14 protein-coding genes and 1 pseudogene are annotated in these 15,288 nt (G+C 62.7%); 9 read left to right on the forward strand and 6 right to left on the reverse strand.

Going from position 1 to position 15,288, the window contains the following annotated elements:
• Positions 1–15 precede the first annotated feature (15 nt).
• Positions 16–1,755: an ATP-binding protein gene (locus OKW52_RS01790; protein WP_264504192.1), complete on the reverse strand. Its 1,740-nt coding sequence runs from the start codon at positions 1,753–1,755 to the stop codon at positions 16–18.
• 490 nt (positions 1,756–2,245) lie between these two features.
• On the reverse strand, positions 2,246–3,307 hold the full coding sequence (locus tag OKW52_RS01795) for a YeiH family protein (RefSeq protein ID WP_264504193.1): 1,062 nt from the start codon (positions 3,305–3,307) through the stop codon (positions 2,246–2,248).
• A 131-nt stretch (positions 3,308–3,438) separates the two neighbouring features.
• On the opposite strand from OKW52_RS01795, the gene OKW52_RS01800 reads away from it, so the two are divergent.
• The 3 genes from OKW52_RS01800 to OKW52_RS01810 all read left to right on the forward strand — a co-directional run bounded on the left by OKW52_RS01800 (position 3,439) and on the right by OKW52_RS01810 (position 6,360).
• Positions 3,439–4,311 carry a LysR substrate-binding domain-containing protein gene (locus OKW52_RS01800; RefSeq protein ID WP_264504194.1) on the forward strand — a complete coding sequence of 291 codons (873 nt, stop codon included), beginning with the start codon at positions 3,439–3,441 and terminating at the stop codon, positions 4,309–4,311.
• A gap of 277 nt (positions 4,312–4,588) precedes the next feature.
• Positions 4,589–5,358 (forward strand): IS5 family transposase gene (locus OKW52_RS01805; protein ID WP_264507632.1). Its coding sequence is split into 2 segments (ribosomal slippage): positions 4,589–4,925 and positions 4,925–5,358, totalling 771 coding nucleotides; the frame shifts between segments, so codons are not numbered across the junction.
• Positions 5,359–5,679: 321 nt separating this feature from the next.
• On the forward strand, positions 5,680–6,360 hold the full coding sequence (locus tag OKW52_RS01810) for a DUF6998 domain-containing protein (RefSeq protein ID WP_264504195.1): 681 nt from the start codon (positions 5,680–5,682) through the stop codon (positions 6,358–6,360).
• 66 nt (positions 6,361–6,426) lie between these two features.
• On the opposite strand, the pseudogene istB reads toward OKW52_RS01810, so the two are convergent.
• Positions 6,427–7,268 (reverse strand): annotated as a pseudogene (gene istB / locus OKW52_RS01815) (IS21-like element helper ATPase IstB).
• On the reverse strand, positions 7,258–8,790 hold the full coding sequence (gene istA, locus OKW52_RS01820; protein ID WP_264504196.1) for an IS21 family transposase: 1,533 nt from the start codon (positions 8,788–8,790) through the stop codon (positions 7,258–7,260). The pseudogene istB and the gene istA overlap by 11 nt, the downstream one beginning before the upstream one ends.
• Before the next feature lie 99 nt (positions 8,791–8,889).
• Here istA and OKW52_RS01825 point away from each other — a divergent pair, with 99 nt between their 5' ends.
• The 6 genes from OKW52_RS01825 to OKW52_RS01855 all read left to right on the forward strand — a co-directional run bounded on the left by OKW52_RS01825 (position 8,890) and on the right by OKW52_RS01855 (position 13,120).
• On the forward strand, positions 8,890–9,537 hold the full coding sequence (locus OKW52_RS01825) for a hypothetical protein (protein WP_264504197.1): 648 nt from the start codon (positions 8,890–8,892) through the stop codon (positions 9,535–9,537).
• A 61-nt stretch (positions 9,538–9,598) separates the two neighbouring features.
• The gene (locus OKW52_RS01830; protein WP_127110264.1) at positions 9,599–9,889 is read left to right on the forward strand and encodes a DUF6127 family protein; all 291 of its coding nucleotides are present in this window, start codon (positions 9,599–9,601) and stop codon (positions 9,887–9,889) included.
• 76 nt (positions 9,890–9,965) lie between these two features.
• Complete coding sequence (locus OKW52_RS01835; protein ID WP_264504198.1) at positions 9,966–10,640, forward strand: YcbK family protein; 675 nt, start codon at positions 9,966–9,968, stop codon at positions 10,638–10,640.
• A gap of 159 nt (positions 10,641–10,799) precedes the next feature.
• Entirely contained in the window at positions 10,800–11,045 is a 246-nt protein-coding gene (locus OKW52_RS01845) for a hypothetical protein (RefSeq protein WP_264504199.1), read from the forward strand.
• Between the two features lie 434 nt (positions 11,046–11,479).
• A complete protein-coding gene (locus OKW52_RS01850; protein WP_264504200.1) occupies positions 11,480–12,502 on the forward strand; it encodes a TRAP transporter substrate-binding protein in 1,023 nt (340 codons plus the stop codon).
• An 81-nt stretch (positions 12,503–12,583) separates the two neighbouring features.
• Positions 12,584–13,120, forward strand: a complete 537-nt coding sequence (locus tag OKW52_RS01855; RefSeq protein ID WP_264504201.1) for a MarR family winged helix-turn-helix transcriptional regulator — start codon at positions 12,584–12,586, stop codon at positions 13,118–13,120.
• A gap of 9 nt (positions 13,121–13,129) precedes the next feature.
• Here the strand turns inward: OKW52_RS01855 and rraA are convergent, their stop codons facing one another.
• Together rraA and OKW52_RS01865 are read right to left on the reverse strand one after the other, a co-directional pair.
• Positions 13,130–13,657 carry a ribonuclease E activity regulator RraA gene (rraA, locus tag OKW52_RS01860; RefSeq protein ID WP_264504202.1) on the reverse strand — a complete coding sequence of 176 codons (528 nt, stop codon included), beginning with the start codon at positions 13,655–13,657 and terminating at the stop codon, positions 13,130–13,132.
• The gene (locus tag OKW52_RS01865) at positions 13,654–15,288 is read right to left on the reverse strand and encodes an FAD-dependent monooxygenase (RefSeq protein WP_264504203.1); all 1,635 of its coding nucleotides are present in this window, start codon (positions 15,286–15,288) and stop codon (positions 13,654–13,656) included. Before OKW52_RS01865 ends, rraA begins: the two co-directional genes overlap by 4 nt.

Here is a 15,288-nt window from a genome sequence, read left to right on the forward strand (position 1 = left end):
GGGGGACGGCAGGGCTCACGACTCGAGCAGATCGACGATGGTGCGCCGCAGCGTCTTGCGATCAATCGGCTTTTGCAGAAACTCGATCCGGCCAGCAAAGGTGAACTGTTCGCGCAGCCGGTTCGACTCGTAGCCGGACATCAGCAACACTCTGGCATCGGGCCACAGGGCGTGAACCCGGCCCGCAAGATGGTGCCCCTGCAAGTCGCCCGGCATGATCACGTCCGAAATGACCAGATCGAAGCGCGGCGACGATTCAAACAGATCCAGCGCTGCGCGGGCGTCCTTGGCTGTCTCGACCTCGTAGCCGTCCTGGGTCAGCTGGGTCGCCATCATCTCGGTGATCGCGTCCTCGTCATCGACAACAAGGATACGGGCCCGCCCCTTTGGCGTGTGCGGCTTGGGCCGAGCGATGGGCGTTGCCGCGCGGTCGACGGTGCCTGCGAGCGGGAAGTACAGCGTGACGGTGGTGCCCATGCCCACAGCACTGTCGACCCGAATATCCCCATTCGACTGACGGCAGAACCCCTGCGCCATCGGCAAGCCAAGCCCTGATCCCTCTCCCACACCCTTGGTGGTGAAATAGGGCTCGAAGATACGCTCCAGCACTCCGGGCGGCATCCCGCTGCCGGTATCGCGCACCTCGACGGTGACATACGATCCTTCGCGCAGTGGCCCCTCATCATGCGTTGCAACGCGGGGCGGCGGCACATCGGTGACAAGACCCGTGGTGACAAAGATGATCCCGCGCGTGGTCATCGCATCGCGCGCGTTGATCAGAATGTTCAGAAGCACCTGCTGAAAATTCGACGGATCGAGGAACACCTGATGACCCGGCACAGTGAATTGCTCGATGACCCGCACGCCCGGATCGACGATCCGGTGGAACATTTGCAAGGTCTCTGCAACCGACAGGTCCAGCACGAACGGCTCAGGCTCAAGCCGCGACTTTCGACCATAGGTCAGCAACTGACGCGTCAGTGCTGCCGCGTTTGACGCGGCCTTGAGAGCCTGATCTTTGTAATGATCGCGGTTTTCCGGGCTTTCATCATGCTCAAACAGCTCAAGATTGCCAATGATGACGGACAGCAGGTTGTTGAAATCATGCGACACACCACCGACCAGCCGCCCAAGCACGGCAACCTTCTGCGACCGGACCAGCTCCAGATCACGTTCCTTGAGTTCTTCTTCATAGGCGCGGGCAGAGCGTTCCAGCCGGTTGACCCGGTCAGCCACGGTCACCACGGCAAAGGTGCCCAGGGCAACGACCGCGAATGCCAGACAGGTCAGGCGGAAATCAGCGGTGACGAACCGTTGTTGCGTGGCGATCAGCGCAAGATAGCACATCACGATGGGGCCCAGGATCACCACCGGCAGGATCCGCCGCCCCATCTGACTGCCACGCTCTTGCGCATACAGAACACCGATCCAGGTCTCATCGGCGCGCATCATCAGCCGACCGGTGAACAGCAGGAAAAAGGCGATCCCCGTGTGCAACGCCAGTTTGGTGTAAACCACGTTGCCCCAAAGCGCCTCGGAGTTGAAAATGTATCCGAGCAGCGGCAGGCAGGCGACGGACAATCCGACCGAATCCAGTCGCGTGATCAGACGCCGCCAATCCGGCATCATCGCCTGCGCCAGCAGCGCGGCCGCCGCCAGCAACGCGGCCGTCTGCGAGGCCCATGACATCCCTTCACTGGCGTCGTGAAACAGCAGGCCAAGATCGTTGACGTCTTCAATCAGAACGCAGGTCACGATCAGCCCGACACACAAGAGGGCCGCAGTCTTCCCGTGCCCGGTCCGCATCATCAAAGACCCGACACCTGCCGCGATGATACTCAACGCTGTCGGCGGCACCATCGCTGGAAACAGCCGTTGGAGGCGTACGAACCACTCGTTTCCAAACCCCCAGCCGAATATCAACACCGCCAAGGGGATCAGTATCGCACCGCAGATCAACAAAACCGCCTGCCGGTGGAATCTGTTTGGAACGTCGAACAAAGTACTGGGGACCAACGCCTGGGACACGGTAAACCTGTACATCGGGAACTTCTGATATTGTGCATAATGTATCGACAATTGCACGCGATAAGAAAAATCGATCCCCCCAACTCCCGCAGAAGGCGATTTGCACAACACGAAAATCATAGTCCCGGCAACCACTTGCAGCGCATTTGCGCGGGTGCCGGGCCGCTGACGGGACAGCCGCTTTCGACGCCTCAGTTGCCGCGTCGGCCGCAGCACGTCACGGTTGCTGAGTCACCGGCATCGCCGCCACGACCGTGCGGGCGGTTGCGGAATCGCTGATCCACACCGCCGCCAGAAGACCCAGCGCCGAGATGACGGCGAACGTCACCGCGCCCTGCCAGAGCGGCGCATGGCCAAGCGCGCGCAGGCTGGCGAAGCGCGTGTTCATCCCCAGTCCCGCCATCGACGCCGCCAGTAACAACGGCGTCGCAACCACGGCAGCGCTGCGCAGTTCGTCCGGCAACAGCCCCAGCGAGTTCAGCCCGCAGAGCGCAAGGAACGCGATCAGGAACTCCGGCACCGCCCGCGGGCGCTCGCCCACGGTTCCCGGCGACTGCCGCCATGCGCGGGCAAGCGCGAAGATCACCACGGCCAGCATCAGCACGCGCCCCAGCTTCATCGCGACGGCAGCGTGACCGGACGCATCGCCGCCCGCGAAACCGGCACCGACGGCTTGCGCGACCTCGTGCAGCGACAGCCCCGCCCACAAACCCGCCTGCACGGCGCTCAGCCCCAGAATGTCGCTCAGCAGCGGCACGGCAAACAGACCCACAGTGCCCCACAGCGTGATGACCGCGACGGCGTAACTGACGGAATCCTCACGCGCACGGATGACGGTATTGACCCCGGCAATGGCCGAGGCCCCGCAAACCGCGCTGCCGGTCGCGATCAGCATCGACAAATCCCGCGCCACCCCCAGTTTCCGGCCCACGGCATAGGAAACGGGCAGCGTCACTGCCACGGCTGCGGCGATGGCCACAAGCCCTTGCCAGCCAAAGGACATCAGATCACCCACGGTTATCTGCGCACCCAGCAGCGCCACGGCCGTGCGCATGAGCCGACGCGCGCAAAAGTCGATGCCGGGCCCGCAAGCCTCGTTCACGCCAACAACATTCGCGTAGGTCATACCCAGAAGGATGGCCAAGATCACAGGGCTAAGGCCAACCAGACCGGGCAAGCTGTGGGCATGAAACGCGGCAGCCGTGACGACAGCGATAAGCAGCAACCCGGGGAAGAGACTGCGCAGTGTCTCGAGAAAATGGTTGGCGAGGGCTGTCATGGCGGCTCCTGTCGACGGCAAGGTCTTGGCAGGGATCTAACGGCGGCTCTTCCAACAATCCAATTTATTGTTATTGATGCTATGATCGATTCTTCCAATCATATGAAGCAGTTCAGCCCGAAAGATCCGCGATGACACTCGAACAACTGCGCATTTTCCTTGAGGTTGCGCGCCTGCAGCATGTGACCCGCGCCTCCGAGACGCTGCACCTGACCCAGTCGGCCGTCAGCGCCTCGCTGGCCGCCCTGGAAGCGCAGCATGGCGTGCCGTTTTTCGACCGGGTCGGGCGCGGAATCGTGCTGAATGAGGCCGGTCGGATGTTCATGCCGTTGGCAGCGGCTGTGCTCAGACGCGCAAGCGAAGCCGAAAATTGGTTGGCCGAACTGCGCGGCGGTGAGGTCGGAACGCTGCGCTTGCAGGCCAGCCAGACAGTGGCGACCTATTTCCTGCCCAGCCATCTGATCCGTTTCCAGAGCCTGCATCCGCGCGTAACGCTGCACTTCATTCAGGGCAACACCGCCACGGTAGCCGCCGCTGTCCGCTCGGGCGAGGCCGATCTGGGGATTGTCGAAGGCCGGGTTGACGGCCAAGGCCTGCGCCAGACGACCGTCGGCGGTGATCGCCTGGTGCTTCTGGTCGGCGCGAGCCACCTTTGGCGGCAACAGCCGCAGCTGACCGCCACGGCGCTGGCCGCCGCCGATTGGGTCCTGCGCGAGGCCGGATCAGGGACGCGCGCACTGTTCGATGAAGCGTTGCAGGGACATGGCATCAATGCGGTCACGCAGATGCTGGAACTCCCCTCAAACGAGGCCTGCATCGCTGCCGTCGAAACCGGGCATGGTGCCACCGTCCTGTCCGAGCACGCCGCCGCGCCGCATTGCGCTGCCGGGCGGGTGTTCGAGGTGCCTTTCAGCTTTCCAGAACGCGCCTTCACCGCCCTCAGCCACAGCGAGCGCAGCCTCAGCCGCGCCGCTGAAAACTTCCTGGCGTCGCTGCGTCCCTAGGGTCCGGACGCGATCGCGTTTCTCAGCCCGAACGTGTCGGTGGCCGCAGGGGTACTGGTTGGGCGGAGGACCGTCGGGCAACGCCCTTAACCGCGCGGCATCTGTCGCCCGGACCAACAGCGCATCACTGTCCCCTCTGACCCCGACATGCGTCCGAAGGCGCCATAGTGGTCGAAAATGCCGTCGGACATCCCAGGCTCCCAGGGTCAGGACCCATTGATCTGCTTGAGGCTGCCGTCGCTGCGTGATTCAAGGCCCTGAGCTGACGGGGGTGATGATGAGAAATTTATTTTGGCTGACGGACGAGCAGATGGAGCGGCTGAAACCGTTCTTTCCGAAGAGCCATGGCAAACCGCGCGTCGATGATCGGCGGGTTTTGAGCGGCATAATCTTCATCAATCGCAATGGCTTGAGGTGGTGCGATGCGCCTCGGGAGTATGGCCCCCCGAAGACGCTCTATAACCGATGGAAGCGGTGGGGTGACATGGGGGTCTTCGCCAGGATGATGGAGGGGCTGGCCTCGAAAGGCACCGAGCAGAAGACCATCATGATTGATGCGACCTACCTGAAGGCGCATCGCACGGCTTCGAGCCTGCGGGCGAAAAAGGGGGGCCTGACGACCAGCGCGGGCGCTTGATCGGGCGGACCAAGGGTGGGTTGAACACCAAGCTGCACGCTGTCACGGACGCCAAGGGTCGTCCGCTGAAATTCTTCATGACCGCAGGCCAAGTCAGCGACTACACCGGCGCAGCAGCTCTGCTGGGCAGTCTGCCCGCGGCCGAATGGATGCTCGCCGACCGGGGCTATGACGCCGACTGGTTCCGGGATGCGTTGAAAGACAAGGGGATACGCCCCTGCATCCCCGGTCGGAAGTCGCGCGGCAAGACAGTCCGCTACGACAAACGACGTTACCGGCGCCGCAACCGGATCGAGATCATGTTCGGCCGATTGAAAGACTGGCGCCGCATCGCAACCCGTTACGACCGATGCGCAAAGACCTTCCTCTCCGCCGTCGCCCTCGCCGCAACTGTCATCTTCTGGCTTTGACGATCAATGAGTCTGGACCCTAGCCGCATTGGATTTCGGGTTCAGACACGAAAACTATTTGGAACAGAATGACGTCGATTCTTTTTTGACCATAGTTATCCCAAAGAGAAAGAGCATACTTTCACGTATTTTGGGACGATAGATTGAACGGCAGGTTTGTCCGCTCAGCCGACGTCGGCCGTCGGAAAATGCTGCGCGACGCACGAACGACCGCTTCGGTGAAGCTGCGCCGAAGCGTGGTCACCCTGTATCAGGGTCGGCAATGGGCCGGGAGCGACGATAGCCGCTTCGGGCCAGATGTGGCGCCCCTCGGTGTCGAGCTTGACCCTCTGGGATGGATCGAACCAAAGTATGCAAGCGCTCTTTGCGCACAGCGGTCACATCGGGGAGACGCAAGGCATGGCGTTGTCGCAGATCCAGATCATCCAGTCCTTGGCTGAGGCACTCTCATGGTTCGAGAAGGAGCTGAACTGGGGAGTGCCGCAGGCTGAGCTGCGGCACCTTTCTGGTCGGATTGGTGAGCTATATGCGGCGATGATAACCCGAGGCCAAATGGCGTTGGCTGTCAATCAGCCGGGCTACGACGTCGTGAGCGCCGATGGCGAGCGGATCTCGGTTAAGACAATAACGACATCATCGAATGTCACTTTCAATCCTGGAACATTCAACCAGGTAGATCGAGTCATTGTGCTTCGCATTGTCGTTGAAGAGAATGACGTGTCTATCGAAGAATTGCTGGATTGCTCTGCCGACGACGCTCGTGCCCTGATGGGGGATGCGTCAGGGCGGCTATCCTTTTCCCCCACAAAACGTTCCCGCGGGCGCGATCTTTCTGAATTGCGCGTTACGGAGGAAGGCCTTTATCGAGACATGCTGGTCAAGCAGTACGAGAACGGCACCATCGTGGTAGAGCGCGATGACAAACCAGAGAGTCCTGCAAAACCCGCCCTTCGCCAGATCGCCAGCGAGATTGGCGTCGACATTCTGAACTCCAACTGTTGATTTGCACTCAGAACTGAGCCGGTTTTTTCACCGAGAATTGAGCCACCTCTGATTATGGTTTTTGGTTCATGCTGGGGTCAAGATCTGTGTTGTCTCCTTCTTTCTCTTTGCTGCGGATGCCGCAGCTGAACTTGCCTTGAATCGGAAGCTGTCGTTTCCGGTCTCCAGGATGTGACAGCGGTGGGTAAGACGGTCGAGCAAAGCCGTGGTCATCTTGGCATCACCAAAGACCGTAGCCCATTCGCTGAAGCTGAGGTTGGTGGTGATCACCACGCTGGTGCGTTCGTAAAGCTTGCTAAGCAGATGGAACAGCAAGGCCCCACCAGACGCGCTGAACGGGAGGTAGCCCAATTCGTCAAGGATCACGAGATCGAGCTTAGTCAAGGCTTCCGCGATCTGGCCTGCTTTGCCTTTGGCCTTTTCCTGTTCGAGGGCGTTGACCAGTTCTATCGTGGAGAAGAAGCGGACCTTGCGGCGGTGGTGTTCGATCGCCTGTATGCCGAGGGCGGTGGCAACATGGGTCTTGCCGGTGCCCGGCCCGCCAATCAGGACGACATTCTGGGCGCCATCCATGAACTCGCAGCGGTGCAGCGTTCTGACGGTCGCCTCGTTGATCTCGCTGGCGGCGAAGTCAAAGCCCGAGAGGTCCTTGTAGGCCGGGGTGAGGAGGATCAGCAAACAGTCCGGGGGACTGTTTGCCCGACGAACGCTGACTTCATGTGATAGGCGATGGTGCGCACCTCGCGCTCGGCCAATTCGGCCTTCAGCAGTTGCGACAGCATCGGGATTGCAGCTTCAAAGGCCGGTGCGCCCTGCTCGATCAGGTCCGTGACGGCTTGGGCCATGCCATACATTTTGAGGCTGCGCAGCATGATGACGATGGCGCCGGCGGCTGGATCATGACGCATGGTGGCCTCCGGCGTTCTGGCTGCGCAGGCCGTCGTAACGTGCGACATTGGCCTTGGGTTCGCGGTGCAGAGCCAGCGCTTGCGGCGTGTCCAGCGGTGGCCCACCGATCACCTTGCCGTCGACCAGCCGGTGCAGCAGGTTCAGGACATGGGTCTTGGTCGGCACGCCCTCGGTCAGTGCCAGCTCCACCGCGGTCAGCACAGCCTGTTCGTCATGCTGCAGAACGAGGGCGAGGATATCGACCATTTCCCGATCGCCACCGGGTTTGCGCAGCATGTGATCCTGCAACTGTCTGAAGGCGTGAGGCAATTCGAGGAACGGCGCACCATTCCGAAGGGCTCCGGGCTTGCGTTGAACGACCGCAAGATAATGCCGCCAGTCATAAATCGTCCGCGGCGGCAGGTGGTGACTGCGCTGGATCACACGGGCATGTTGGCACAAGACATTACCCTCGGCCGCCACCACCAACCGGTCCGGATAGATCCGCAAGCTGACAGGACGGTTCGCAAATGACGCCGGAACGCTATAGCGATTGCGCTCGAAGCTGATCAGGCACGTGGGCGAGACACGCTTGCTCAGCTCAATGAAGCCGTCAAAGGCAACCGGCAGCGGCATCAGCGCGGCCTGCTCTTCAGCCCAGACATCGGCGATCGTGCCAGGCTGTTTGCCATGCGGGGTCTGCTGCCACAGCTCGAGGCAACGCTGTTCCAGCCAGGCATTCAGCGCGGTGAGGTCAGGGAAGTCCGGCATCGCTTGCAGCATCTGATGTCGGGAATCCCGAACGTTCTTCTCGACCTGGCCCTTCTCCCAGCCCGCTGCCGGATTGCAGAACTCCGGCTCATAGACATAGTGGTTCGTCATGGCAAGGAAGCGCATGTTGATCTGCCGCTCCTTGCCGCGACCGACACGATCCACCGCCGTCTTCATGTTATCGTAGATGCCTCGGCCAGGGATGCCCCCAAAAACGCGGAAGCCGTGCCAATGGGCATCGAACAGCATCTCGTGGGTTTGCAACTGATAGGCGCGCAGCAAAAAGGCACGGCTGTGCGCCAGCTTGATATGCGCCATCTGCAGCTTTGTGCGCTCGCCGCCCAGGACAGCGAAGTCCTCGCTCCAGTCGAACTGGAAGGCATCGCCGGGGTCAAAATGCAGCGGCACAAAGGTCCCGCGCCCCGTCGCCTGCTGTTCGCGCTGCCTATCTGCCCGCCACCGTCGCGCAAACGCTGCGACCCGGGCATAAGAGCCGGTGAAGCCAAGCGCCACGAGATCGGCATGCAGTTGCTTCACTGTGCGCCGCTGCTTGCGTGACTTCCCGGCCTCGGTCTTCAGCCAACCCGCCAGCTTCTCGGCGAAGGGGTCAAGCTTACTTTGCCGCTCCGGTGTCGCAAATTTTGGCTCAATGGTGTTCGCCGCCAGATGCTTGGTCACGGTATTCCGCGACGCGCCTGTCAGGCGCGCGATCTCGCGGATCGACAACTTCTGCCGCAAATGCATCCGTCGGATGATGTTCAATAGTCCCATGTGGATCACTCCGTTGCCCCCGCCGCTCAACGCTTTGGGGAAAGGTTCACATGGCTCAGTTCTCAGTGAAAATTATCCGCCTAACCGGCTCAGTTCTGAGTGCAAATCAACACCAATCCCTTCAACAACCAGACCGGCCTGTGTTTTTGTCGCACCCCCGCAACCTGGACCTCAACCCCGAACGGCAGCATCTTTGTCGCGCCCCAATCCTCAACCGTGGTGGTTCGCCGCAGGAACACCAGTGGCAGCGAAGGCGATCTTGGGATGATCGATCTGGCCGCGCTGGGCCGCAATCGGTGGCCCATCACTCTGCGCCTGCGGGTCGAAGGCACCGGGACCGTCAGCGTCTTCGCCAAGGCCTGGCCCATTGGCGAGCCCGAGCCCGTCGCCTGGGATGTCACCACGACCTATACCAGCACCAACGACGCAGGCTTCTCGGTAATCGGTCGCACAGGCACCGGCTTCCCCGCTTACTTGTCGCATTTCTCGACGGGGACCGAGGGCGATAGCGCGCCGCCCCTTTATGGCGCGCTGTCGGGCATCGTGCGCGCCGACGACGCGCCGGTCTCGCGACCCGTGGTCGCTGTCGCCCGTGGGGAGCAGAAGTACCTGTTCCACGGCCAGAGCGATGGCAGCGGGGAGTTCTCGCTGCCGGCCCTCATTGGTTTTGACTACACGGTCTTCGCCCTCGATCCCCTCGCGGGGCCCTACAACGCCGCGGTGGTGGATAAGGTCGCCTTAGCGTGAACGCAGTTCAGATTGCTCGTTTGGCCAGAAGCGACGAAACACCACTGAGGATTTTGCCACCATGACCCCAAGCCGCTCTGGCGAGCACCACGTTCGCATGCCCGATTCCGAGTTCGAGGACCTGCTGGCGCGCGCCGCCGAGGCCGGTGCCCAGCGCGCGCTGGCCAATGTCGGCCTCGATGGCGAGGAAGCCGCCCTCGACATCCGCGATCTGCGCTCCTTGCTCGACTGCATCCGGCTCGTACGTCGCACCGCGATGCAGACGGCCGTGCGGATGATCACCACCGGCGTCATGCTCGGCCTGCTCGCCGGGATCGCCCTCAAGCTCAAGATCTTTGGTTCAAGCCCCTAGCGCTACGCATAGCCCCCTTTCCCAATGCCCACCCCAACCCGCCCCAGAGGCGGGTTTTGTCTAATTGGAGGACACCATGACGACCCTGACCTATGCCCACTGGCGCGACGTCCCCGAAGCCGTCTGGCATTGGCCCAGCTTCTCTCCGGCCGAGATCGCCTGCAGGGGCACCGGCACCCTCAAGATCAATACCGAGGCGATGGACGCGCTGCAGCGCCTGCGCAACCGGCTCGCCAAGCCGCTGATCGTGCTCTCTGCCTATCGCAGCCCGGAGCACAACCGCGCCGTCGGCGGCGCGCCGGCGTCCAGGCACATGCAGGGGACCGCCTTCGACATCGCCATGTCGAACCACGACCCAGTGGCGTTTGAGCAAGCGGCGCGCTCAGTGGGGTTTCTCGGCTTTGGGTACTACCCGCGCTCCGGCTTCATGCACATCGATCTGGGCCCAGCGCGGTCCTGGGGCGAGCCGTTTGCGGTCCGCGCGACAGCGTTTGCCACGGAGACCCCGCCAGCGCGTGAGGTGCTCGCCGACAGCCGGACACTGCGTGGGGGTGGAGCGGCGGGCGTGGCCACTGTTGGCGCCGCCGGGGTGGAGGTGGTGCAGGAGGTTATGGCTGAGGCGCAATCGTCGATCCAACCGCTGGTGCCCTATCTCGACACCCTGCGGTGGCTGTTCATCGCCGTGGCGCTGGGCGGGATTGCCATAGCGATCCACGCGCGCATCGATGACTGGAAACGGGGGCGGCGGTGATCGGGTGGGTAACCGCTATCCTCACAAGCGGCCCGGCGCGCAAGGCGCTGGGCCTGATCCTCGCAGCTGCGACGGTCGCGCTGTTCATCGTCAACCTTCGCCGCGCCGGGGAACGGGCCGGTCGAGCCACGGAACGTCTCAACGCAAGGGAGAGAAACGATGCCATTCACAGACAAATGCTTGAAGCTGCCAGCCGCCGTCCCGCTGATCGCAATGCTTTGGTTGGTCGGTTGCGCGACGGTCGGTTCTGAAGTGCTGGCGCCCTGCCCGCCTGTGGTCGAGTACAGCCAAGGAGAGCAGGTGCGGGCAGCCGGAGAGATCGAAGCGCTGCGAGAGGCTACGATGACGGTTCGAATGCTCAGTGACTATGCCGTGCTGCGCGATCAGACGCGGGCGTGCAGGTAAACCGAAGAAAACGGAACCGGGCGTATCGTGTTATCACCAACCGAATGAGCACGGAGCTTGCCTTGAAGTATTTGAAGGGGGATCATTTTATCATCCCTCAACGCTCAGCGACCAACCTGCCCCATCCAAACAAAGTTCTTCCGACAGCGCCGGCGGCGGTTCAAATGCGCGGCCTGCGGTTCGCTATTGTGTCAGTGCCTCCCTGAAACACACCATGGACCCGCCGATACCGGCAGGCAAATCGCGGCGGGAAAAAGCACTCCGCATGGCAATGCCTTGGCGCCCCGTGATTATCGACAGATGGACAAGTTCAAGTTCCCGGTTGTGAGCTTGACGGGCGCCCCTACCATTTCCGCTGACCAGATTTGCATACGATGGCCCGATGGCCGCTGCACGTCAGGCCACAAGACAAAAAAGGGAGGACGACCTACATCATGAAACATACATTCGGAAAAGCTCTGCTGAGCCTTGGCGCAGCAGCCGTTATTGCGGCCGGGTCGCCAACCGTCGCGACGGCACAACAAGAGCTGCGCTTTACCACCAGCGTGCCGGCGAACTCGTTCATCTATGCCAATATTCTCGAAGTCTGGGCGCAACGCGTGACCGACGATTCCGAGGGTACGATCACCGTTCGGATGTTCCCCGCCGGGACGCTGGGGCGCGATGCCTCAGGGCATCTAGACATGTTGCGTAACGGGATCGTGGATCTGGCCTATTTCATCCCCGGCTATACGCCGGGCGCGATGACCGAAGCCACCATCGTGGAACTGCCCAACGTCGTGCCCAGCGCCACCGTCGGATCGCTCGCCGCCACGCAAATGGTGGACAACGGGTCGTGGACCGGACAGGGCATGGAGGGGGTGAAAATCCTTGGCATGTTCTCGACCGCGCCGACGCTCCTGACCACGAGTGAGCCGGTCACCTCGCTTGAGGATGTCGCCAACATGAACCTGCGCGGCGCTGGCCCGACCTTGCTGGCCTCGATCGAGGCCCTCGGCGCTACGCCGGTCGGAGGGCTGACCGCACCGCAAATTGCAGAGGCGCTGTCGCGCGGGTTGCTGGATGGCACGATCAACGAATGGGTCGCGCTGACTATCTTTGGCATCTCCCAGACGGCCCACAACCATCTCAACGTGAACATGGGCGCCTCGGCGATCATGGTGGGGATGAACCGGCAGACCTATGACAGCCTTCCGGCTGCTGCTCAGGCGGCCATCGACCGCAACTCGGGCGAAGCTTTTGCGCGTCTGTGGGGCGAAGAGTTCGACGCGCGGATCGACGCCTTCCGCAGCGCCGCCGAGCAGGACGCTGACCGGACCTTTACCACCCTGTCCGATGAGGAACAGGCACGTTGGGCCGAGCGCTTGCAAACGGTCACCGACCATTGGATCGAAAGCACGCCCAACGGACAAGCGCTGTACGACGCGTATGTGGCGGCCATCGCCGCGGCGGAGTAACCCTTTGCCGGTTGGCCGCCTCAGTGGCCAACCGGCCTTGCGCGCTTGCCGTTTCCCGGTGTCGCACAAGGAGTGGGCTGGTTGCGCTCGCCCCGCCTTGTACAGCATACTCACAAATGCCTGTGTTGCACGCAGGCCGATCGCGTTGGCGTAAAGGGCGAGACGGTGAGAGCGAAGGAAATTTACAGCCAGCCGGGCTATCTGTTCCGGCGGATGCACCAGGTTTCGACGGCAGCCTTCAGCGCGGTCGAGACGGAAAAGCCGCTCACCCCGGTCCAGTTTGCTGCTTTACTGACGATCCGCGACAATCCCGGCATCGACGCCACGCGGCTGGCCAGCGCGATCCGCTTTGACCGAACGACCATCGGCCATGTGATCGGGCGGCTCGAAATCAAAGGCCTGATCATCCGCAATGAAGGCAGCCTCGACAAGCGTACCAAGCTTTTGCGCATCACCGCTGAGGGCTCGATGCTGCTGGATTCAGTCGGCCCGCGCGTGGGCGAGATCGCCGAAATCATTCTCGCGCCTCTGAAGGAAAGCGAGCGCGTGGAGCTGATGCGGATGCTGACGCTGCTCGACGCCGCAGCAAACCAGGACGTCGTTGACGGCGAAGCGTGAGGACGGCGCCTATTCCAGCCCCTGCGGCGCGATACCCACGGGGTCCAGGAAGCGATCGCTCACCATCACCGCGTCTTCATCGCAATAGACCCATTCAGCGGGCGTTATGCTCACCTCGCCCAGTGTCAGCGTCTCGCCAAGTGTGCCCTGCGTCGGGGCCCAGCCGCGCCGCGCAGTTGTGCCCATGGCCTTGACCCCGATGTCGAGCGCATTGATCCCCCGGCTGTCGCGGATCGCACCATGGATCACCACGCCCGCCCAGCCGTTTTGCTGCGCAATCGCGGCCAGGCGGTCGCCCATCACGCCAACGCGCAGCGAGCCGCCTGCGTCAACGACCAGCACCCGGCCTGCTCCCGGTTGCGAGACGGCGTTGAGCACGGGCGTGTGGTCTTCGAAGGTACGCAGCGTTTCGGCCCGCCCCCAGAAGCTGCCGCGCTGGCCAAAGCTGCGGAACTGCAGCGCGCAGACCCGCAGCGATGCGGCGTGAACGTCGTAAAGATCGGCGGCGCAGAAGCGTTGTGGGTCGGCGTCGGTCATAGGGGGAACTCTTTGTCAGTCGATAGATCCTGCCCGCTCACAGCACGCCAGATTGCGGTTGCGTCGGCAGGGGCCGCATCGCCACGCCAGCAGACATGGCCATCCGGGCGGACAAGAACCAACGCCGTTTCATAGGCGGCGCGGACGCTGCCGGCGTCAAGCCGCACTTCCCTGACCGGCAGGTTCAGGGCGCGCGCTGCCTGCAAAAACCCCTCGGTTCTGGCGGTCTTGTCCGTGACGACAAGGGTAAAGCCTTGTCCGAACTCATCAAGGATCGACTGCCCGTCGGCCAGTGCGACATGCGGAGCCCGCGCGCCGGGGCGCGTGGTGGGGATATAGACCATGTGGTCGTCGGGCCCCTCAAGGCTGCCATCGGGCACGATGATCGGCGAGGCGCGATAGCGATAGCCCAGCTGAATACCCGGCGTCACAAACTCGCGCAGGCGCAGCGCGAAGAGGCGGTCGTGCATGGCGCTGCGGGCTGCATCACCCGCTGGCCCGTCGGCATCGAGCACCGGGTCGGGCTGTAGCATGTGATCTAGCACGCGGTTGTTCGCGGCCTCGTTGGTGTTTCGGATGGCGATGGGGCGGCGCTCGGTCTCATAGGAGTCGAGCAGCGCCTCGGGGGCCCATCCCGCCTCGACGGCGGCAATCTTCCACCCCAAATCGACCGCATCGCCGATCCCGGTGTTTGCGCCGAAGCCGCCCTTGGGCCAGCGCAGATGCGCCGCGTCACCGACCAGAAACGCCCGGCCCTCACGGTAGTGATCCGCCACCACGCGGTGCCCGGACCACGGCTGCGCCTGCAAGACCTCGAACGGCAGCGCATCGCCGATCACGGCGCGCACTACATCCTCAGGCACTTTATCCTCGACCGTGTCGGCATAGATCGACAGCCGCCACTCATCACGCCCGTCAACCGAGGTGAGATAGGCCCGCGTTGCGTCAAAAAGCGTGTGAACCTGCGCCATCGGCCGCCCGAACATGCCCGAGAGCACGTCGCCAAGGCCCGCGCTGCGGAAATAGACGGCGAAATTATAGCCCTCGCCAAAGGTGCCGACAAAGCGCAGCCCCAGCGCCTTTCGCACCCCGCTACGGCCCCCGTCGCAGGCGGCAAGCCAGCGGCTGCGCAGGGTATGCCGGGTGCCATCGGCGGTCTCGACCAGACACTCTACATGGTCTGCGTTTTGCGTGAAGGATACCAGACGCGTCTGATAGCGCAGGTCGCCGCCCTTGGCCTCGACCGCATGGCGCAACACCGGATCGAACGCCTTTTTGGGATAGAAGAACCCGCCTTCGGGCGACTGCGGGTCACGTTTGGGCGCATCGGCGTTCGACACGCCCTCAAACAGCGCCAGCGCCTTGCCGCCGATCCTGGTGCAAAATCCCATGTCGCGCGGCGCGTTCGAGGGGAACGCGTCACCATAGCGCAGGGTGTCGGCGATGCCCCAGCGGCGCAGATGCTCCATGGTGCGCGAGAAGAAATTCTCACCGGCCGGGAAATAGACCTTACCGTCGCCCTGCTCGACCAGAATGAAGTCGACGCCGCGATAGCTCAGCTCATTGGCCAGCGACAGGCCAACCGGCCCTGCGCCGACAATCACGACACTGGTCTGATGTCTTTGCGTCAT

This window comes from Pararhodobacter zhoushanensis, assembly GCF_025949695.1.
GTDB classification, from domain to species: Bacteria; Pseudomonadota; Alphaproteobacteria; order Rhodobacterales; family Rhodobacteraceae; genus Pararhodobacter; species Pararhodobacter zhoushanensis_A.